The organism is Dyella sp., assembly GCF_035685805.1.
GTDB lineage: Bacteria > Pseudomonadota > Gammaproteobacteria > Xanthomonadales > Rhodanobacteraceae > Dyella_A.
The window spans coordinates 33758-54963 of sequence record NZ_DASSAB010000051.1 but is presented as its reverse complement, the minus strand read 5'-3'; the positions used below and the strand labels follow the sequence as shown (position 1 = coordinate 54963).

8 protein-coding genes and 1 pseudogene are annotated in these 21206 nt (G+C 71.2%); 4 read left to right on the top strand and 5 right to left on the bottom strand.

The features are described 5' to 3' along the window. The 4 genes and pseudogenes from VFG40_RS15485 to tssA all read left to right on the top strand — a co-directional run. Window positions 1-189, top strand: a pseudogene (locus VFG40_RS15485) (3-hydroxyacyl-CoA dehydrogenase); the annotation flags it as partial. Between the two features lie 96 nt (window positions 190-285). After that, entirely contained in the window at window positions 286-849 is a 564-nt protein-coding gene (efpL, locus tag VFG40_RS15480; protein WP_324899113.1) for an elongation factor P-like protein EfpL, read from the top strand. Window positions 850-960: 111 nt separating this feature from the next. Continuing rightward, on the top strand, window positions 961-3075 hold the full coding sequence (locus VFG40_RS15475; RefSeq protein ID WP_324899111.1) for an FUSC family protein: 2115 nt from the start codon (window positions 961-963) through the stop codon (window positions 3073-3075). Window positions 3076-3218: 143 nt separating this feature from the next. After that, a complete protein-coding gene (gene tssA, locus VFG40_RS15470; RefSeq protein WP_324899109.1) occupies window positions 3219-4265 on the top strand; it encodes a type VI secretion system protein TssA in 1047 nt (348 codons plus the stop codon). 18 nt (window positions 4266-4283) lie between these two features. On the opposite strand, the gene VFG40_RS15465 is transcribed toward tssA, so the two are convergent. From VFG40_RS15465 to VFG40_RS15445, 5 genes are all read right to left on the bottom strand, one after another. Next, on the bottom strand, window positions 4284-5402 hold the full coding sequence (locus VFG40_RS15465; protein WP_324899106.1) for a hypothetical protein: 1119 nt from the start codon (window positions 5400-5402) through the stop codon (window positions 4284-4286). Beyond that, window positions 5395-14730 (bottom strand): filamentous hemagglutinin N-terminal domain-containing protein, encoded by a 9336-nt coding sequence (locus VFG40_RS15460; RefSeq protein WP_324899104.1) that lies wholly within the window; start codon window positions 14728-14730, stop codon window positions 5395-5397. Before VFG40_RS15460 ends, VFG40_RS15465 begins: the two co-directional genes overlap by 8 nt. A gap of 177 nt (window positions 14731-14907) precedes the next feature. Continuing rightward, entirely contained in the window at window positions 14908-16599 is a 1692-nt protein-coding gene (locus VFG40_RS15455; protein ID WP_414649318.1) for a ShlB/FhaC/HecB family hemolysin secretion/activation protein, read from the bottom strand. A 524-nt stretch (window positions 16600-17123) separates the two neighbouring features. Then, window positions 17124-17471, bottom strand: a complete 348-nt coding sequence (locus VFG40_RS15450) for a hypothetical protein (RefSeq protein WP_324899102.1) — start codon at window positions 17469-17471, stop codon at window positions 17124-17126. After that, window positions 17468-21190, bottom strand: a complete 3723-nt coding sequence (locus VFG40_RS15445; RefSeq protein ID WP_324899100.1) for a bifunctional serine/threonine-protein kinase/formylglycine-generating enzyme family protein — start codon at window positions 21188-21190, stop codon at window positions 17468-17470. The genes VFG40_RS15450 and VFG40_RS15445 overlap by 4 nt, the downstream gene beginning before the upstream one ends. Window positions 21191-21206: the final 16 nt, after the last annotated feature.

Here is a 21206-nt window from a genome sequence, read left to right as displayed (position 1 = left end):
TTCTGGACGCCGATGGTGGATTCCATGCCGCCGGCGGTGCAGGAATCGCTGGGCGCGTCGATCCCGTTCCCCTCGCGCCTGGGCAAGCCGGAGGAGTTCGCCGCCACGGCCGCGTTCATCCTTACCAACCGCTACATCAACGGCGAGACGATCCGCCTCGATGGCGGCGTGCGGCTGCAACCGAAGTAAACCCGTCTCACCACGGACGTCATTCCCGCCCATGCGGGAATGACGTCGAATGAACCGCAATTTCCGACCCCCTAATTCACACCCCGGCCAGAACTCATGAAAGCTTCCGACGTCAAGAAAGGCAACGTGGTCGAACACGACGGCACCGTCTACCAGGTGCGCGACATCGAGCGCAGCTCGCCCAGCGCGCGCGGCGGCAACGTGACCTTCCGCTTCACCCTGTATTCCATCCCCGGCGGGCGCAAGTTCGACCTCAGCCTGCGCGCGGACGACGACCTGCGCGAGATGGACCTGGTGCGCCGTGCGGCCAACTTCTCCTACATGGACGGCGATGCATTCGTGTTCATGGACGCCGAGGACTACACCCAGTACGTGCTCAGCCCCGAGCTGGTCGGCGACAACGCCGGCTACATCGTCGAAGAGGTCGAGGGCTACTACGTGCAGCTGATCGACGACGCGCCGGTCGGCCTGCAGGTGCCCACCAGCGTGGTGCTGACGGTGGTGGATACCGCGCCGGAAATGAAAGGCTCCAGCGCCACCAAGCGGGCCAAGCCGGCCAAGCTCAACACCGGCGTGGAGATCCAGGTGCCCGAGTACATCAGCAACGACGAGAAGGTCTGGGTGAACACCGTGACGGGCGAGTTCGCCGGTCGCGCCTGAGCATGCTCGCCGCGCCACGCCCATGGCATCGCGCGGGGTGACACGCCTGCGCCGGTTTGACGGGCGCAGGCGCAGAATGGCTCCCGCCCATCCACCACGGAAGCCCGCGGCATGACCGCCCGCAGCTACTCGCTCAGCGCCAACCTGCTGCAAAGCCTCACCCGCACCCGCCGGCCGGACGTTCCGCTGCGCGTGGTCCTGCGCAACACCGCCGCGGTGATCGCACCGCTGGCAGTGGGCTTGGCGACCGGGCACACCGCGATCGGCCTGGGGGTTGCTGCCGGCGCGCTGAACACCATGTTCTCCGACCAGCCCGGGCCGTACCGGCAGCGGATCTGGCGCCTGCTGCTGGCCACCGGCGCCGCCGCGCTCGCCTCGCTGCTGGGCATGCTGATCGGCGACCAGCTGTGGCCGATGCTGGCGGCCACCGCGGTAGCCGGCTTCGTCGGCGGCCTGCTGGTGGTGTTCGGTGTCGACATCGCGCGCGTCGGCATGACCAGCATGATCCTGCTGGTGGTCACGGCGGCCACGCCGATGCCCAGCGCCGCGGCCGCGCTGGGCAGTGCGGCGCTGATCTTTTCCGGCGGCCTGCTGCTGGCGTTGTTTTCCGTCGCCGCCTGGCCGCTGCAGCGCTACCGCCCCGAGCGCCACGCGCTGGCGGCGGTGTTCCACGGCCTGTCGCAACTGGCCGCGCAGGCAAGCCAGGACGAGGCCGACGCGCCGGCGCTGAGCGAGGCCATGACCACGCTGCAGAACACCCTGCTCGGCCGCCACCACGCCCGCGGCCGGGCCATGGAGGCGTTCGGCGTGCTGCTGGAACTGGCCGAGCGCATCCGACTGGAACTGACCGCGCTGACCGAACTGCGTGCCCCCGCGACGGCGCACGCCGCGTTCCGGCAGGACGCGGCCCAGGTGCTCACGGCGATCGCCGAGGCGCTCGAGGCGGGCGACGCGCCCGAGCGTGCGAACCGGCTGCTGCACACCCTGGAGGCGAGCGAGCGCAACACCTTGCACGGTGCCCGGAGCGACCCCGGACTGACCGTGCATGTGCATGCGCTCACCGGCCAGCTTGCCGCGGCCGTGCGCAACGCGAACTGGGCCGGCAGCCGCGGTGAACTGCGCGCGGCGGCGGCGGAGACGCCGCTGCCGGCGGCGCTGCGCAGCCACTCGGTGGGCGCCACGCTGCGCGCCAACCTCACGCCGGAGTCGGTGGCGTTCCGGCACGCGATACGCAGCGCCGTCTGCCTCACCGCGGCGCTGGCGAGCGCGCGTGCGCTGCAGCTGCCACACGGCTACTGGGTGCCGATGACGGCTGCCATCGTGCTGCGTCCGGACTTTGCCGCCACCTTCAATTTCGGGCTGTTGCGCGTGGTCGGCACGGTGCTGGGCCTGCTGCTCACCACCGCGTTGCTGCACGTCTCGCCGAACGAGCCGTGGGCCCACCTGGCGCTGATGGCCGTGCTGTGCATGGGCTTCCGCTACCTGGCCACGGCACATTACGGGGCGGCCGTAGCGGCGCTCACGGGCACCGTGGTGATCCTGCTCTCGTTCGAGGGCGTCGAGTCGGGCGCGGCGGTGACCGACCGCGTGATCAACACGGCGCTGGGCAGCGCGATGGCACTGGTTGCCTACGTGCTGTGGCCGACCTGGGAGCGCGCCCGTGCGCGCACCGCGCTGGCCGACATGCTCGCCGCGTATGCCGGCTACCTGACCGCACTGGCCCAGCCGGAGCAGCGCGATGCGCACCGCGAGGCCCGTACGGCGGCGCGTACCGCGCGCACCAATGCACAGGCCTCGATCGATCGCATGCGCGGGGAACCCGGCACGCCGGTCCCGCTGCTGGATCTGGCCACCGGGCTGTTCGCCAACGGCAACCGGCTGGCGCGCACCGCGATGGCGCTGGAGGCGCTCATCGACGATCACCCGGAGCTGCCCGAACAGGCCGAGACCAGTGCCTTCGTGGCGCAGGTGGCGCAGGCCCTGCAGGCACTGGCCGAGGCCCTGCGCGAGCAGCGCCCCGCACCCGCGCTGCCGCCGCTGCGCGACCTGCAGCGCAGCCTGGTGGCCCTGCTGCAGCTGTCCGATCACCCCGGCGCCGTCGACCTGCTGGCGCGGCTCAGCGATCGGCTGGTCGACAACGTCGACACGCTCGCCCACGTGGTCGAGCGCAGCCGCCAGGCGGGGCCCGCCGTCACCGCCGACGCGCAGCGCCTGCCGCAGGCCTGAGCGGCGCCCGTCCCGGCCGCGAGCGCGGATGACCGGCTTGCGGCGGAAAAAACGCACTACCTAGTGAGCGCCCGGGCCTCGCCCGTCGCCGATGTCGCGCGTCCGCTGCCCGGGCGCCCTTGCCACGCCTGTCGAGCCACGCCATGAACGATGCCGCGATTGAGTCCCTGCTCCTGCCTGTCGGTGAAGCGTCGCCCACCGGCCCGGATCTCGAATACGACGCCGATTTCATGGCGCTGGAGCGCGCCGCCACCGCCAAGGCCGAGCGGGCCATCGGCGATGAGGTGAAGGCCGCCGAGGAGCCCGACTGGGACCGGGTCAGGAGCCTCGCCGAAAGCCTGCTCGCGCGCTCGAAGGATCTGCGCGTGTCGGTCCACCTGGCCACGGCCTGGATGCGTACCGCGGGGCTGCCCGGCTACGCCAGCGGCCTGGGATTGATTCGCGGCCTGCTCGAGAACTACTGGGAAGGCGTGCATCCGCAGCTCGACGCGGAGGACGACAACGACCCGACCGCGCGCGTCAATGCGGTGGTGCCGCTGGGCGACGCGATGAGCGTGCTGGGCTACTTCCGCACCACGGCGTTCGTGCAGTCGCCGCGGATCGGCCGGTTCTCGCTGCGCGATCTGCGCATCGCCAACGGCACGCTGAAGATCGCCGGCAACGAGAACGGCGAGGGCCTGCCCTCGCTGACCGACATCGAAGCGTGCTGCCTGGACTGCGCCGAAGATCAGCTCCTCGCCTCCGCCGCCGCCGCCAGCCAGGTGCTCGAGCAGGCCAAGGCCATCGACGCCATCTACAGCGAGCAGGTCGGCACCGCCGGGCCGGACCTCAAGGCACTGCTGTCGGACAGCTACGAGCTGAAGAAATTTCTCGATGCGCAGGTTGCGCGCCGCGCGCCCCAGGACGATACAACCGAGGCCGCCGCCGAGGGCGACGACCCCGTGCCGGCATCGCCCGGCGCGGGCGTGGCGGCAGCGAGCGGGCGCATCCAGAACGCCGACGACGTGCGCCGCCGGCTGGACGACCTGTGCGACTACTACGCGCGTACCGAGCCCTCCAGCCCGATTCCGCTGCTGCTGCGCCGCGCGCAGCGTCTGGTCGGCAAGACCTTCGTCGACCTGATGCAGGACCTTGCGCCCGGCGGGATCAGCGAACTGCGCGTGATCGCCGGCCCCGACGAGAACGAGTGACCCGCCCCTGCAAGGGCATCACTCGATGCCCTTGCACGCCTGGTTGCCGCTGCGGGCCACCAGCATCTGCGCGGCCGGATTCCAGCTCAGCGTCAGTCCGCCGGGCAGACCGGCGGTAATCGCGGCCTGCGCGCTCTGGGTGAACGGGCCGGCGCTGGTACGGCTGCCGTCACTGCCCTGCACCACCGCGCTGACGCTATAGCTCTGTGGCTCGGCGCAACGGGACGTGTCCACTGCCTGCGATACCGTCGCGCCCTGCCCCACCAGCTCCGGCAGCGTGCCGTGGGCGAGCGTCTGCTCCGCCGCCGCGCCGCCCGCCTCGCAGCGAGCCGACAGCGTGTATTCCACCTGCAAGCGCTGCGGCGCAGCCACCTGCAGCGCCGCACTCGCCTGCGGCAACGCGGAGCAGCCGAGCAGGAACACCTTGTGCTGGCTGGACACGTGCAGCATCACCGTGCCTACCGGCACGCTGGCCAAGCCCGGCCAGCGCAGCTCGATGCGCGTGGGCGTGGCACCGGTGATGACCGGCTGCGCCGGCAGCAGCGCACCGTCGCTGCCGGTGGCGGTCACCAACGGGTTAGCGCACTGCAGATCGGCGAGGTTGACCCCGGTCAGCGCAAACACCGACGCGGCAGCGCCCTGATGCAGCGCGAACAGCGGTTGCTGCGCCATGGTCTCGATGCCATCGACCACCGGCATCACCTTGGCCACGCTGCGGTCGGCCGCCAGAGCGGCCACACCGGCGGCCAGCGATGCCTGCATCGCGGCGGTATCGGAGCCCTGGCAGCCGGCGGAGGCGGCGAGAAAACCCTGCACACGGCGGGCGGCCGCGTGCGCGCGCAGCACCGCCGCTCGTGCCCCGTCGCCGATGATTTCCACCGGTTTGGCGGTGTCGCCACCGAGCGCCTGCCGCAGTTGGCCGTCGAGCGTGTCGAGGTCGGCGCGCACCGCGTTCAGCGGCGGCGACGCGGCATCGAGCGCCGTGCGCGCGGTAGCCAGTTCTTCCAGCGCCACCGCGCCGGTCAGACGCGGGGCGATCTGCGCCGTGGCGGGCGCAAGCGCCGCCGCCGCCGTCCACACGCTTGCGGCGACCCATCGTGCGAGTGCGCGCCCGCGCCCGGGCAAGGCCTCACTCATCCGAGCAATCCTCCAGCTCCGGCTGGCACTGCTGCTGGTCTTCCGGCAGCAGGATGCCCGAGGGCACGATGCCGAACGACCGGTAGTTGGCCGAGATCACGCTGGGGTCGATGTAGGCGTCGCCGCGACCGTTGCCGTTTTGCGCCTTGCCGAAGAACAGCGAGGTGGGCACGTTGAAGCTCAGGTCGCCGGTCAGCGGCAGGATGTTGCCCTGGCGGTCCACGGCGTAGAAGTACGCCGGCGGCGCGCCGACGTCCGCGATCACCTGACCGGAGTCGCCGATCACGTAGATCGGCGCCGAGGCGGTGCCCATCCGGCCCGCGGCGAAGAAGGTGCCGGTGCCGTCGTACAACGGCGTCTTGCCCGATTGCAGCAGGTCGCCCGACGTCACGCCGAGATACAGCTCCGCGTGCCCCGCATCGATGGTGAAGGCGCTGCCGTCCACCGAGGCCAGCGTGAGCGTCTGCCCGTTGGTGAGGCTGAACCCGGCCGGGGACGAGAAATTGCCCAGCGTGTCGATGCGGTTGGCGATCGGCGACGCGCGCGTGCCCAGGGTGGTGGCGCCCGTCGAGCGACCGCTGAGCGTGCCGGCCGTGATCACCCCGCCAGCCCCCTCGCTGATGGCGCCGGCCGACTCCAGCCGCAGTGCGGTGCTGGTGATGGCACCATCGATGTGCAGGTCGCCCGTGCTCGTGGCGAGCGTGGTGCTGCCGCCGCCATTGACCGGCCCGACCACGCTCAGCGCCCCCGCGTTGCGCAGGTTCAGGCTGCCCGCAGTGAATGCACCGAGCGAGCCGATGCGGTTGGCGCCGCCCAGCGTGGTGGCGCCGGCGGAACGACCGCTGAGCTGGTCGGCGACCACCAGGCCGGCGCCGCTCTCGGTGATCGCCCCGGCCGAGTCGAGCGTGGTGGTGGCGCCACGGACCTCGCCCTGGATCAGCAGATCGCCCGCGCGGGTGGTCAGGCTGGTCGCGCTGCCGCCATCGACGGTACCGGTGACGGTGAAGCCCTCGGCATTGGCAAAGCGCCAACCGCTGGCGCTCACGTTGCCCAGCGCCGCGACGTGGTTATTGCCTTCGAGCGTCGTGCTGCCGGCGGACTGGCTGCCGAGGCTGCTCGCGGTGATCACGCCGTTGGCGCCCTGGGTGATGGCGCCGCCGGCCTTTAGTGCCAGCGTGCCGGCGGAGAGCTGTCCGCCCAGTGCCATGTCGCCGGCCGAGACCAGCGCCACGGCGCCACCGGCGAGGGAACCGTCGACGGCGAGCCTGCCGCTGCTGGTGGTCAACTCCAGCGCGCCGTTGCCCGTGTTCACCGCGCCGCCGATCGCCAGGTTGCCGGCGTTGGTCAGCCTGAAGCTGGCCACGGAGAAATCGCCCACCGTGGTGATGCGGTTGCTGCCGGCCAGCAGCACGTCGCGGCCGGCGCTGCCGGTGAGGGTGGCTGCGTTGATGCTGGAGCCGGCCTGCTTGATGTCGCGGCCGGACACCAGCGTGACCTTGCGCGCCTGCAGATCCGTGGCGAGGATCAGGTCCGCGCTGGCGCCGGTGGTGGTTAGCGTGAGATCTGCGCTGCCGCCGCCGATATCGAGCGGGCTGTTGACCGTCAACGTGCGCAGGTCGCGCAGGCTGAAGTTGCCCCCGGTGGTGAAGTTGCCGAGCGTGGCGACCTGGTTCACGCCGGTCAGGATGGTGTCGCCGAACGAGCTGCCGGACAGGCTGCCCGCGGTGAGGCTGCCCGTGCTGCCCTGGCTGATCGCACCGCCAGCCGAGCTCAGGCTGATGTCGCCGGCGCCGGCATCCACCGCACCCGCGATGGCCAGGCCGCCCTGGCCCGCGAGCGCGATGCTGTCCGCCAGCACGCTGCCCGACACGGTCAGCTTGCCCGCACTGGTGTCCAGTTGCGCAAGGCTTCCGCCGCTCACGGCACCCGTCACGTCCAGCGCCTGGGCGTTGACGATCTGCAGGCCGCTGTTGGCGGAGAAGTTGCCCAGCGAACCGATCTTGTTGGCGCCGCCCAGGGTGACGCTGCCCGCGGCACTGCCCCCCAGCACGGTGGCCTGGATGATGCCGCCGCTCTGGCTGATGTTGCCGCCGGAGGTCAGCGAGACATCCGCGCCGACGATGCTGTTGGACAAGGCCAGGTCGCCCGCGGACGTGAGCGCGATGGTGCCGCCGGACAGCGCACGCTGGACATCCAGCGCACCGCTGGTCGTGCTGAGCGCGATCGCACCGGTACCCCCCGCCGTCGTGATCGCCCCCGTCACCGCCAGCGCCTGCGCGTTCACCAGCGCGAAGTTCGCCGCGCTGAAGCTGCCCAGCGTGTCGACCAGGTTGGCGCCGGTCAGGCTGGTGTCGCCGACGGAACTTCCCGTGAGCGTGCCGGTGTCGATCACGCCGCTGCTCTGGCTGATGTCGCCGCCGCTGATCAGGGTCACGGCGCTGCTGCCGGTAACGTTGCTGGCGAGAGTCAGGTCGCCCGACGCCTGCAGCGTGACGTGGCCGCCGCTCACGGCGCCGACGGTGCTGAGGCTGCCGCCGTTGGAGGCCAGGGTGATGGCGCCGCTGCCCGCCGTGATGGCCGCGGCGGGAAGCGTCAGCGTACCGCCCGCCTGCACGTCCACCGCCGCGTTGCCGCTGCTGGTGAGTCCGGCGAGCGCAAGGTTGTTGGTGTCGCGCAGCGTGATGCCCGCACCGGACGCGGTTACCGCGCCCTGGAAATCGTTGCCGGTCGATGCCAGTGCGACCGCGCCGGCCGCCTGCAGCTTGCTGGTGCCGGTTACGGTCAGCGCGCCGGTCTGCGAGATGCCGCCGCCGCTGCTGGTGGCCTGCAGGTTGCCGCTGACCGTTCCCTGCCCGAGCGTGAGCGGCCCGGCGCTGGTGGCAGTCAGGCTGCCGGTGGCGAGGGTCCCCAGGGTCAGTGCGTTGGCATCGACGATCTGCGTGCTGCCGGCGGCGAGGTTCACCGCACCGACGAAGTCGTTGCCGCTGTTGGTCAGCGTGACCGCCTGGTTGCCCGCTCGCACGGTGGTGACGCCGGCCACCGCAAGGGCGCCGCCGCTCTGCGTGATGGCGCCGCCGGAGGTCAGCGACAGGGTGCTCGCGGTGATGTTGCGCGAAAGCGCCAGCGCACCGGCGGAGCTCAGCGCCACGTTGCCGCCCGCCAGCACCGCATTGAGCGCAAGTGCGCCGGTACTGGTGGTCAGCGCGATATTGCCCGTGTTGCCGGTGGTGGTGACGGGGCCGGCCACGGTCAACGCCTGCGCGTTGACCAGCGCGAGGTTGGCGGCGCTGAAGCTGCCCAGCGTGGTCAGGTGGTTGGCCCCGCCAAGCGTGGTGTTGCCGACCGAACTGCCCGTGAGCGTACCAGCGGTCACCACGCCACCGGCGCCTTCGGCAAGCGATCCGGCCGACGCCAGCATGACCGCCGTGCCGCTGACCGAGCCATCGATGCGCAGGTTGCCGGCAGTGGTGGTCAGCGAGGTGCTGGCATGGCCGTCGACGTTGCCGCTGACGGTGAGCGCCTGGCCGTCGACGAAGGTGAAACCGTCGGCCTGGAAGTTGCCCAGCGCCGCGACGGCGTTGGCGCCGCCCAGTACCGTGCTGCCCGCTGAACTGCCGGTCAGCGTAGTGGCGTTGATCACGCCGCTGGCCCCTTCGCTGATGCCGGCGGCGGACTGCAGCGTGGTGGTGCCACCGGTCAGCGTGCCGTTGAGGGTCAGGCCGCCAGCGAGCGTGGTGAACGACGCGCTGGATTGCCCATTGACGGTGCCGGCGAGGGTGAGCGCCTGCGCATTGGTGACGGCAAGTCCCGCGGCCGTGAAGTTGCTCAAGGTGCCGATGAGGTTGGCCTGGCCCAGCGTGGTGCTGCCGCTGGAACTGCCAGTGAGCGTGGTGGTCGTGATCACGCCGCCGGTCTGCAGGATGTCCCCGGCGTTGGCGGTGAGCGTGGTGGTCCCGGTGCTGGTGAGGTTGCTGCCCAGCGTGATGCCGTCGCGGCCGCTCAGCGTGATGTTGGCTCCGCTCAACGCACCGGGCATCACCAGCGCGCCGCCGTTGGCCGCCAGCACCAGGTCGGCGGTGCCGGTGTCGATGCCCGACAGCGGCAGCGTGAGCGTGCCACCGGCGGTCAGCTTCACGGTGCCGTTGGTGCCGCTGCTCAGCGAGGCAATGGAGAGGTTGCCGGCATCGGTCAGCGACACGCCCTGGCCGGCTGCGGTGACGTTGCCGGCGAAATGGTTGGCGCCGTCGTCGAGGGTGATCGCGCCGCTGCCTGCCTGCAGGTTGCTGGTGCCGCTGACCTGCAGGCCGCCGCTGGCTTCGGTGATCGCGCCGTTGTTGCTGGTCGCGATCAGGTTGCCGCCCACGCTGCCGTGGCCGAGACCGAGCGCGCCGTGGCTGGTCGCGCTCAGTGCACCGGTGGAAAGCGTGCCGAGCGCCAGCGCGTTGGCGTCGTTGATCTGGGTGGTGGTGCCGGTGAGGTCCACCGTGTCCATGAAGTCGTTGCCGGCGTCGCCGAGCGTGATCGTGTGGCTGCCGGCATTGATCGTGGTGGTGCCGGTCACCGACACCGCGCCGGTCTGCCCCACGTTGCCGCTGGAGACGATGCCCAGCGTCGATCCCGCCGTCAGCGCGCCGAGGTTGATATTGCCACCGCCAACGGTGGTGATCGCCAGTGCACCGGTGGTGGTGCCGCTGACGCCGAGGTCGGTGCTCGCGGTGATCGAGCCGATGCCCGAGACGCTGCCACCGACACCGGTGGTGCCGGCGCCGGAGAGGCTCACGTTCACCGCCGTGCCGTAGCCGGTGAAGTCGATGCTGCCGGCGCTGCCGGCGTCGAGGCTGCCGGAAATGTCGCCGTCCGCCCCCTGGTGCATGACGAAGTGGCCGGTGCCGGTGTCGACCAGGTTGCCGATGCCGGTGAACCCGCCGGTCAGATCGTCGACGCTGCCCTGATCGTGCCCGCTCAGGCGCCAGGTCTGGTTGGCCGCCACCAGCGTGCCGGTACCGAGGTCCTGCAGGTTCTCGAACCCGCTCCAGGCGATCGCGCCGTTGGTGCCGGCATTGCTGCCGCTCAGAGTGTAGGTCTGGTTGCTGCCGCGCACGGTGTCGCCGTTGCCGCTGCCGGTGACGGTGTCGACGCCGCTCCAGAGGCCGCCGATGCCGGTGGTCGCGCCGGCCCCGTTGGAGAGGTCGAAGGTGACGGCGCTGCCATAGCTGCCGTAGTCCAGCGTCTGCGCGGTGATGTTGCCGCTGACACCGCCGCTGCCGGCGCCGAAATGCACGGTGCCGGTGGCATCGTCGATGTTGCCGAACCCGCTCCAGCCGATGCCGCTGCTGGTGCCCTGGTCCAGCACGGCGTTCGCCAGGGTGTAGCTGCGGCCACTGCCACGGATGGTGCCGCCCAGGCCGTTGCCGAGGATCGCGCTGACCCCGCTCCAGGTGCCGCCGATGCCGGTGGCCGTGGCGCCGGAGAGATCCACGTCGACCGGCGCGAAATACCCGCTGTAGTCCAGCGTCCTGGCGATGACGTCGCCACTGATGCCGCCTGCGACGCCGAAGTTCACCGTGCCGGTGCCGTCGCTGACGTTGCCGATGCCGCTGAAGCCACCGGGCAGCAGCGTGGTGACGGTGCCCGTATCGGCTCCGCTCAGCACATACGTGGCACCCGTGCCCTGCAGCGTGCCTGTGCCGCTGTCGGCGATCTGCTCGAACGACGTCCAGCTCACCCCGCCGCTGTGGCCGGCGTTGGCGCCGGTCAGCACGTAGGTGCGGTTGCTGCCGATGAGGCTGTCGCTGCCCGCGCTGCCGGTGAGCTGGGTGACGCCGCTCCAGCTGCCGCCGATGCCGCTGCTGGCGCCGGCGCCGTTGGACAGGTCGAAAGTGACCGCGCTGCCGTAGCTGGCGTAGTTGAGCGCCTGCACGGCGGCATTGCCGGTGAGGCTGCTGCCGGCGCCGAAGGCGAGCGTGCCGGTCGCATCACTGATGTTCTCGAACGCGCTCCAGCTGACGACGCCACTCTGGCCGGCGTCGGCGCCGCTCAGGGTGTAGGTGCGTCCGCTACCGCTGACGGTGTCGCTGGCGGCGCTGCCGACCACCGTGGTCACGCCGCTCCAGTTGCCGCCGATGCCGCTGGCGGTCGCGGCGGAGAGGTCGAGGCTGACGCCGGTGCCGTAGCTGGCATAGTCCAGCGTCTGCGCCGTTACATCGCCACTGAGGCTGCCGCCGCTGGCAAAGCTCACGGTGCCGGTGCCATCGCCGAGATTGCCGATGCCGCTGAATCCGCCGGGCAGGAGCGTGGTGACGGTGCCTGCGTCGGCACCCGTGAGCACGTAGGTGGCACCGGTGCCCTGCAGCGTGCCGACACCGCTGTCGGCGATCTGCTCGAACGCGCTCCAGCTCACGCCACCACTGCTGCCCGCGTTGGCGCCGGTCAGCGTGTAGGTCTGGTTGTTGCCGGTAATGGTGTCGGCATTGCCGCTGCCGAGCACGCTGGTCACGCCGCTCCAGCTGCCACCGATGCCGGTGCTCGCCCCGGCCGCGTTGGCCAGGTCGAACGTCGCCGCCGTGGCGTAGCTGGAATAGTCGAGCGTCCCCGCGGTGACGTCGCCGGTGACGCTGCCGCCGGTACCGAAGGCCACCGTACCGCTGCTGTCGTCGAGGTTGCCGAAACCGCTCCAGCTGATGCCGCCGCTGCTGCCCTTGTCGGCGACCGCATTGTCCAGCGCGTAGGAGCGGCCGCTGCCGGTGATCGTTGCGGCGGTGCCGGTGCCGGCCAAGGTCGCGAGGTTGAACCCGCTGTAATCAAGGCCGGAGGTGGCGGACACCAGCGTGTCCAGATCGAATGCACCACTCACCTGGGTGACGGCGCCTCCGGTGCCGGTAATTGCCGTGAAACCGGTGTAGGAGATCCCGCTCGCCACAGAGGTACGCGTATCGTCGGCGAAGGTGCCGGCGACGTTGGCGATGGTGCCGCTGCCGGCCACCTGGGTCGCCGAGGCGAAGGTCATGCCGCGGCTGATCCGGGTGCCGTCATCGAAGCCCGTGGCGCCGCCGACGTGCGTGGCGTCGGCGGTGGTGAAACCGCTGAACGCGATGCCGCCATACGTGCCGGCGGTAGTGCCGGTCAGGTTGAACGTACTGCTGCCCAGCCCGGTGATGTCGCCGGTGCCGACAATGCTCCCGCTGCCGGACAGGCTCGGCGTGGCGAAAACCGCGTTGCTGACGCCGGTGATGGCGCCATTGACGGCGACGGACGTGATGGCGGTGAGGTCCAGCACGCCCCCCACGGCGCCGCTGCCCAGCACCAGCGCGCCGCCGCTGGTCGCGGTGAGGTTGCCAGTGTTGAGGCTGGACAGCGTGAGGCCGTTGAGGTCCCGGATCTGGGTGACGCCGCCGCTGAGACTCACCGCGCCGGTGAAATTGTTGCCGGTGTTGACCAGCGTCAGCACACCGGTGCCGGCATCGAAGGTGCTCGCTCCGCCGCTGCCGGTCTGGGTGATGGTGGTGCTTGCCGCCTGCGTGATGGCCGTGCCGCTGACGCTGAGCGCGCCGGTGCCGAGCGCGAGCGTGCCCAGCTGCACGGCACCGGCGCTGGAGCTGATCGAGAGTGAGCCGCCGTTGGTGGTGAAGCCGGATCCGGAGGCGAACGTCACGCCGCCGGCGCCACTGAGCACGCCGGACAACTTGCCGGTGCCGGTGGCCGACACCACCGCGCCGGTGGCGAACGAGAGCGTGCCGCCGGCAGTGAGGGTGAGGCTGCGGTTATTGCTTCCGGCGTAGGCGATGGCCTTCTGCACGTCGATGTTGCCGGAAGCGGTGACGCTGACGTTGCTGGTGCCCAGCTGGGTGACCAGGGTGGAAACCTTGATGTTGGAATCGGCGTCGCCCGCACCCTCGACGAGGTTGCCGCTGCCGTCGAAGGCCTGGCCGCTGTCGGCCGAGCTGCTGATGGTGACGTTGCCGGGATCGAGCAGCAGCTGGCCCCAGTCGCCATGCGGCGCGCGCAGGTCCGCCTGTCCGTCGAACTGCAGCAAGCCGTGGCTGGAGACCTCTGCCGCGCCGCCGCGGCCGCCGCTCGCGCCACCGCGGGCGGAGATGTTGCCCATGAAGCCGGTCGCCCGGTCGGACCACACCACCACCGAGCCACCGTTGCCGGACTGCGTGGCATCGGCCTTCAGGACCGCCTGCGGACCCACGTAGCTCACCGCCGCGCGCTCCAGCCCTTCCCCACCCTGCCAGCCGCCACCCACGCGGATGCTGCCGCCGCCCTGCGTGCCGGACGCATCGATGCTGCCGGTCACGGCAACGTTGGCGTCCGAAAGCACTTGCGCGGTGCCGCCGTGCACGCCGGTCACGTTGATGCTGCCACTGCTGGCGGCGTTGCCGCCGGCCGCCACCAGCCGCACCGTGCCGCCGTCGGTGCTGATGCCGCCGGCGCTGATCACGCCGGAGTTGTTGACCACCTCGGTGAACAGGTCCTTGGCCGCCGCAGCCTGCAGCACCACGGTGCCGCCATCGGCCTGCAGCGTGCCCGAGTTGCTCACCGCGGCGTTGGCGTCCAGGCGCTGCTTGAGTTCGCCGGTGACCTGGATGTTGATCAGGCCGTTGCCGTCGAAATCCAGTACCGCGCGATCGGCGCCGTCCAGGTTGATGTTGCCGTAGCTGGCCAGGATCAGGCCGTCGTTGGCGACGCTGCCGCCGACCAGGCTGACCGAGCCGCCGCTGGCCGCGGCGATGGTGCCGTGGTTGACCACCCCGGCCATGCCGCCGTGCGCGTCCAGGTTGAAGTGGTTGGCCAGGAAGTCGGTCGGCGTGAGGTCCAGCGTGCTCGCCACCAGGCCGCCCACGTTCACCTGCGCGGTGGAGCCGAAGATGATGCCGTGGGTGTTGATCAGGAACACCTGGCCGTTGGAGTTGATGCGGCCGAAGATCTGGCTGGGGCTCTGGTCCAGGATCCGGTTCAGCGCCACCGCGGTGAACGAGGGCTGGTTGAACTGCACCGTGGCGTCCTTGCCCACGTTGAACGTGAGCCAGTCCAGCGCGAGCTTGTTCGACACTTGGTTGATGACCGTGGTGCTGCCGTTCTGGCTGATCGAGCCGACGCCGCCAACCACCGTGCCGCCGGTGGGGGACGTCAGCGCGCTTACCGACACGGTGCCGGTATTGACCCCCGGCGCGATGCTTGCCGCGTGCACCGGGGCCACCAGCATGCCGCCCGCGGCGAGCGCCAGCGACAGGCAAAGCGGCAGCATCTTGTGCCGCGGCGGCAGTGCCGGCTGGCGGAAGGTCCTGCCCTGCGTGCGGTGCGTCGCGTCGAGTGGGGTGTGCATGGTCGTCGCCTGTCGGAGCTTGTTCGTGGTTTTCAGGTCCCCGCGCGGGAAGCGGCGTGCGCGCAGGCCAGGAAAGGAGAAAGCGGTGCACGCCCCGCGCCGATCACGCCGTGGCGCCGCCGGATGGGTCGGCGGAACGGGGCGTGCGGGCGTGGCGTGGAGGTCATCAGCCGGGCTCTAGAACGTGAATCCGAAGCGCGTGTAGATGTGGTACCCCTTCTCGTCGGACGCATCGGGACCGCCGATCGGCACCGAGCCGTCGAGGTGGAATTCGAACCGGTGGAAACGCGGCAGCCGGAAGATCAGCCCGGCGCCCACGCCCTTGTAGGTGATCGCGGAGAGATCGGCGCGATCGGCCCCGGCGGGGAACCCCCGCGCGTAGTCGACGAACGCCTCCAGCTCCAGCAGCTCGCGCCACGGCCGCGCGTAGAACGGCGACACCTTGTCGCCGAAGCCGGGGGCGTCGACGTGGTACTCGAGCGACGCGTAGTAGCCGCGGTCGGCCAGGCCATCGGCAATCGGGTAGGCACGCACGCTGTCCGGGCCACCGATCACGAACTGCTCCAGCGGCACCAGTGCGTCGTTGCTCCACTGGCCGCCCAGCTTGAAGTAGGCGCGCTGCGACTTGGTCAGGAACTGCAGCCGCGTGTAGGACAGGCGCGTGCTGAGGAAGCTGTGGGAGTGGTCGGGGCTGACCAGGTCCGGCTCCTGCGAGCGGTCGGCGATCGACTTGCGCAGGCTGACCTGCAGCAGGTCGATGCCGTGCAGCTTCTGGTCGGTGCGGTTCATCGCCCAGGCGAGCTCGGCCACGTCGAAGCGCTGGTCCGACAGCGGAATGCCCAGGCTGGTGAGCTTGGAGCGCTCGCGGATGTAGTGCAGCGAGGCCTGCATCTGCAGCACGTCGGTGTTGATGAACTTCCAGTCCGCGCCGGCGTACTGCGACGAGCCGGGGCCCTTCACGTCCAGCGCGGCGAAGGTGCCGTTGGACAGTTGCAGCTCGCTGCGGGTGGCAGCGATCACGCCGCTCAGGCCGGTCACCGACAGCACCGGCACGCGGTAGGCGAGCGCGCCGTAGACGTTGTTGCGCGGGTCCATCGCGTAGTCGACGTTGGCGGTGAAGCTGTCGCCGATGCCCAGCGGGCTGTTCCAGGCCACGCCGAGCTGCGCGCGATAGCGGCCGGTCAGTTCGGTGCCGTAATTGTTGGCGCCGGTGGTGATGGTGTACGGCCGCTTCGCTTCGTTGGCGACCATCAGCAGGTCGGTCTGGCCGGTTTTCTCGCCGGGCTGGAAGGTCGAGCTCACCGACACGCCCGGCAGCTCGCGTGCGTACAGCAGCGCCTCGTCCACGTCGCCCTTGCGCAGCACCTTGCCGGTCAGCGGCAGCACCGGCGCGGCGATCGCGCGGGCGCGGTAGCGCTTGTTGCCCTTGACGATCACGCGGCCGAGCGTGCCCTCGAGCACGCGCAGCTCCACCATGTGATCCTCGCCCACCGTCTGCGCGGGCAGGAAGGCCGTGCCGAAGATGAAGCCGGCCTTGCGGTAGGTGTCGGTCAGCGCGTCGGCGACCTGCTGCAGCTGCGCAAAATCGAGCGCGGCCGGCACGCTGCCGCCGCCGAGCTTCTTCAGCTGCGCGTCGGCCAACGCGCCGATGCTGGCCGGGGTGATGCCGGCATCCGGATGCTCGCCCACGCCCTGCACGCGGAAGCCCTGCACCAGCACGGTCCTGGCCGCCGCGGCGTCGCGGTTGCGTACCGGCGGCACCACGTTGTCCGGCAGCGGCGCGTGCGCCGGCGCCGCCGCGGCCGGAGCCGCCTCGGCGCCCTGCTGCGCCACCGCAGGTGCGGCGCTGTCGCGCACGGTGAAGGCCATCAACTGGCCAGGCAAATAAGCGCGCGCGTCGCCGTAGCCGGCCGCCTTCAGCGCCACCGTGATGGCGTCCGCGGCGGCCTGCAGTTGTGCCGGATCGAGCGCGGCCGGATGGCCCGCCGCGGCCATCGCGCTGGCGTAGCCGGCCTGCACGATGCCCTGCACCGCGGCCGCGTCGGCCCCCGTGGGTATTCCGCTCACCAGGATCTGCTGCGACGGCGCGGCGGTTGCCGCGTCTGCCGCACCGTCGGCGGGCGCAGCCGCCGGAACGTCCTGCGCCCACGCCCCGCCGCTGGCCAATGCCAACGTCAGGGCTGCTGCCAGAGTAGCCATCCGCACGACGCGTATCCCCTTTGATGTTCACCCAGCTGCCGGACGACCGGCGGCGCCGGGTCCGTGCCACCCCCGTGGCATCACCGGACCGCGCGTGCGTGTCCGCTGCCGGACCGACGCGCTGCGATCGCAGCACTCCCTACGTAATGCGTATCTGCGTCACAGAAATGATCATCCGTGCCGGAAGCACGTCCTCACGGGCGCACCGCCTGCAGGAACGCGTACAGCAGCAGCGCGCACAGCCCGAGCCCGCCGAAGGCCACCAGCCACAGGCGCCAGGCCAGCCGGCGGCGATCGGGGAACAGCGCGCTGGCGATGTCCGGGCCGGCCGGCAGCATCTGCCGGGTGTCGGCGCGACGCGGGGGCGCGGCAGCGGCGGCCGGCGTGAGCGCGTTGCGGGCGGTGATGCCGTCGCTGTCGCACAGGCTGCCCAGCAGCGCGCGGCGGCGGGCGCGGTAATCCTCGCGGGTGATCCTGCCGCTGCGGTGGGCTTCGTCCAGCGCCCTCAGTGCCTGGTTGGCGCGGCGCTCCTGTTCGTTCATTTGAGTTCCCTCAGCAGGCGAATGCCGACGTCGTTCTGGGCCGAGCCGTCGTCGGCCCGGTGGGCCTCCACGGTGCAGTCGGACCAGTAGCTGGTGAAGCTGGCGCCGCGCACCGCGGCCGCACCGCCGCTGACCACCCACTCCCAAACGTTGCCGGTGAGGTTCACCAGCCCCCACGGGTTGGGGCTGCGCCCGAGCGAGGAGATCGGCGCGCCGGTGCCGTCGGCAACCGCACTCGGCGGCACGCAGTTGCTGTCGGCGGCCTGCTTCCAGCTGCCGCCGGCGCGTGCGGCGGCCAGCCACTCCGCGTCGCTGGGCAGGCGGTAGGTGAAGCCACTGGACTGGCTCAGCCACGCCGCATACGCCTTGGCCTGCGACAGGGCGATGTTGCTCGCCGGCAGGCTGCCGGAAAGGCGGTCTTCGACCGGGCGCGGGGCGCACTGGCGGGTAGCGGCGCAGTAGCGGTTGAAGTCGTTCACGCTGACCTCGGCCCGTGACAGCGCGTACGCGCGGCCACCGCCCACGCCCGGCACCACCACCAGCGGCGGGCCACGCTTGCCGGCAATCTCGTCGGCGCAGATGCGCCCCTTGCCGACCAGTGCCGGATCACCACACGGATCGGCCGCCGCCGCACCGGCACTCGCCGTGCTGCCGGCCGCCGTGGTGGCCGGCGTGGTCGTCTTGCCGGCAATCGGCGGCACCCGCGTGCCGGTGGACGGGCTCGGCGCACCGGAGGCCGGCGTGCTGCCGGGCGCTGCCGCCGGCGCCGCGCCGGGCGCCGCAGCACCCGCGGCCGGCGACGGCTCGCCCGGGCGCAGGCTGTCGAGCAGGTCGCCCAGGTTGCCCTGCGGCAGCTGCCCGCGCAGCTTGAGCATGGACTCCAGCTGTGCCAGCGCATCCGGGTCGGCCTTGCGCGTGCCGGCCAGCTGCTGGCGCATGCGCGCCAGCTCCGCCGCCGACGTGCTCTGCGTGCGGGCCTTCATGATGTCCGCGAGCAGGTCGTAACGCGCCTTTGCCTGCCGCAGGTCGTCGCGGTTGCCCAGTACCTTGGTCGCCCGCGCCAGGGCATCCGAAGCGGATGCGTAGCGTCCCCGCTGCACCGCGGCGGTCGCCTGGCCGAGGTAGGCGTCGGCCAGCAGCTTCGGACCCTCCTTGGCGAGAAAATCATTCTCCGGTTGCAGCGTGCGGATACGGGCGAGCGCCTCCTGCGCCTTGGCCACGTCGTTGGCGGCGGCAGCGCGTTTCATCGACTCGATGCGGGCGGTGACTTCCGCTGCCGCGCTCTCCTGGTCGAGCCTTGCCTGCACCGCCTTCTGCAGGGCGTCGAGGCGGTCGCGCTGGGCCAGCAGCGGCGCCGAGGCCGGCGCATAGGTGAGGCCCAGTGCCACCGCCTGCTCCGCCTGCGGCAGTTGCAGCGGATCGCTCTGCGTGGCCACCTGCGCCGCGATGGCGGCGGCCAGCGCCGCCACCTGTTGCTGGGTCTGCGTGCTGCGGTCGGCGGCCAAGGTGCCCATGGCCGCGGTCACGCTGGCCCGCCAGTTGGCGTCCAGCGTGGGCCGCGCGATCGCTGCCGCCAGCGCCTGGTGCGCCTGCGGCACGCTCTGCCCCTGTGCCGATGCCACCGCGGCCGCGCCGGCCGTGGCGCTGGGCGTGACGGCGGCCAGCTGCGCCGCGCGCTGCTTGAGCCGCGCCGAGTCGGGGAACACCGCCCGCGCCTGCTTCAGCTCCTCGCGGGCGCGGGCGGTGTCGCGCGCGGCCAGTGCCTGGCCGATGGCCACATCGTACTTGAGCTCCAGCTCGGCGTTCCTGAGCAGGCTGCTGGTGGGGTCGATCGCGCGGATGGTGGCGAGGATCGCCACCGCGCTGTCGGGCTGGTCGGCGAAGATCGCGCCGGCCTCGATGCGCTGCGCCAGTCGCGTGTCGAGCTGGTTGAGCAGTTCGTTGCGCTCCTGCTCGATCGCGCTGCGGCGCAGGTCGAGCTTGGGCGAGTACAGCTTGAGCTGGTCGCGCAGCGCGAACACGTGCTGCGCCTTGGCGTAGTCGTAGCGCTGCTGCGACGGGTTCCAGTAGCGGTCCAGCCGGTCGAGCAGGAACGACTGGATCAGCTCGCCCTGGTCGATCACCAGCCGCGTGCGCTCGTCGTCGCCGAGCGCGGCCAGCGCGCCGAGCGCCTGGTCCTCGTTGGTGTAGTGCTGCGGGTCGGCCAATGCAAATCGCGCCACCACCTGATCGACGCTGCGCTGGTGCAGGTAGTGCTGCAGGCCCCAGCCGCTGGCCGCCACGATCACCAGCCCGATCGAACCGAACACCACGTACGGGCCTGCCCGCTCGCGCAGGCTGACGTCGCGCAGGCCCTCGACCAGCTCGGTGGCGCTCTTGAGCCGCTTGTCGCCGGTGAAGGCGACCGCGTCGCACAGCGTCTGGTACTGGCGCTTGGTCAGTCCCGGCACCGGCGGCGGCTTGCGCCCTTCCTTCATCGCCACTTCGGCGCTGACCTTGTCGAACGGGTGCTTGCCTGTGAGCAGCTCGAAGGTCACGCAGCCCAGCGCGTAGATGTCGTCGCTGGGCGTGGGCTCCTTGCCCTGGATCATCTCCAGGCTGGCATAGGCGGGCGTGAGCGCGCCCAGCGTGCCGGCGTCGAACACGGTCTGCTCGCCGACCTGGTCGCCCATGTGCTTGCCGGCGCGCGCGATGCCGAAGTCGAACACCTTCGGCACGCCATCACGCGTCACCATCACGTTGCCGGGCTTGAAGTCCGAGTGCACCACGCCGGCGGCGTGCGCGCGCTTGAGCGCCCAGGCCATGCCTTCGATCAGCGGCCGCGCCTTGGCCAGCGGCATGCCGTTGTAGGCCTTCTCGCGGATCAGCTGCTTGAGGTCGGAGCCGTCGACGTACTCCATCGTCATGAAGACGATGGTGCGGTCCTTGTCGAAGTCGTACACGCGCACGATGTTGTCGTGCGCCAGCGACTGCGAGCGGCGCGACTCGCGCTGCAGCGCGATCAGCGAATCGGGATGCCGGCGGAAGTCGTCGTTGAGCACCTTCACCGCGACGTAGGGGTCGCGGTCGCGTGCTTCCACCTTGCGCTCGTCGCGGGCCAGGAACACCACGCCCATGCCGCCGCGGCCGATTTCCTTCTCCAGGTGGAAGCGCCCCTTCAGCACGCTGCCCACGGCGGCGTAATCGCCACCCTCGGCATCGGCCACGCGCTGCCAGCTGTCCATGTTGAAGCTGCTGCTGGTGCCGGTGCCCGTCGCGCTGCCGGTGACGCTGGTGGCCTGGGCATCGGCGCCCGGCAGGGACGCGGGCTTGACCACGGTCGCCTCGTCATCGGCCGGGCCGCGCAGGGGAGCGGCCTGCACCACGGTGGCATCGGCGTCCGCGGGCGGCGCGGCGGCGCGCGCGCCGGGCTGGATCACGGTGGCGTCGTCCGCCCCCGCCGGGGCACGCCCGGCCGGCTGCACCACGGTGGCGTCGGCGTCGCCGATCGCGCCGGGTGGCGCAGCGAGCGGCTGTTGCTGCGCGCGCAACCGCGCCAGCAGGGCCTCCACCACCTCCGGCGCCAGCGCGCCGTCGGCGCCCAGCTGCTCCACCCGCGCGACTTCCGCGCGGTGCGTGTCATCGGCCTGCGGACCGCGCGAGCCGATGATGTCCAGCAGCGTGGACAGCTGCAGCTTGTCGGCCTGGAACGCGGCGATGAGTTCGTTGAGAAAATTCATGGAGAACCGGTGTTGT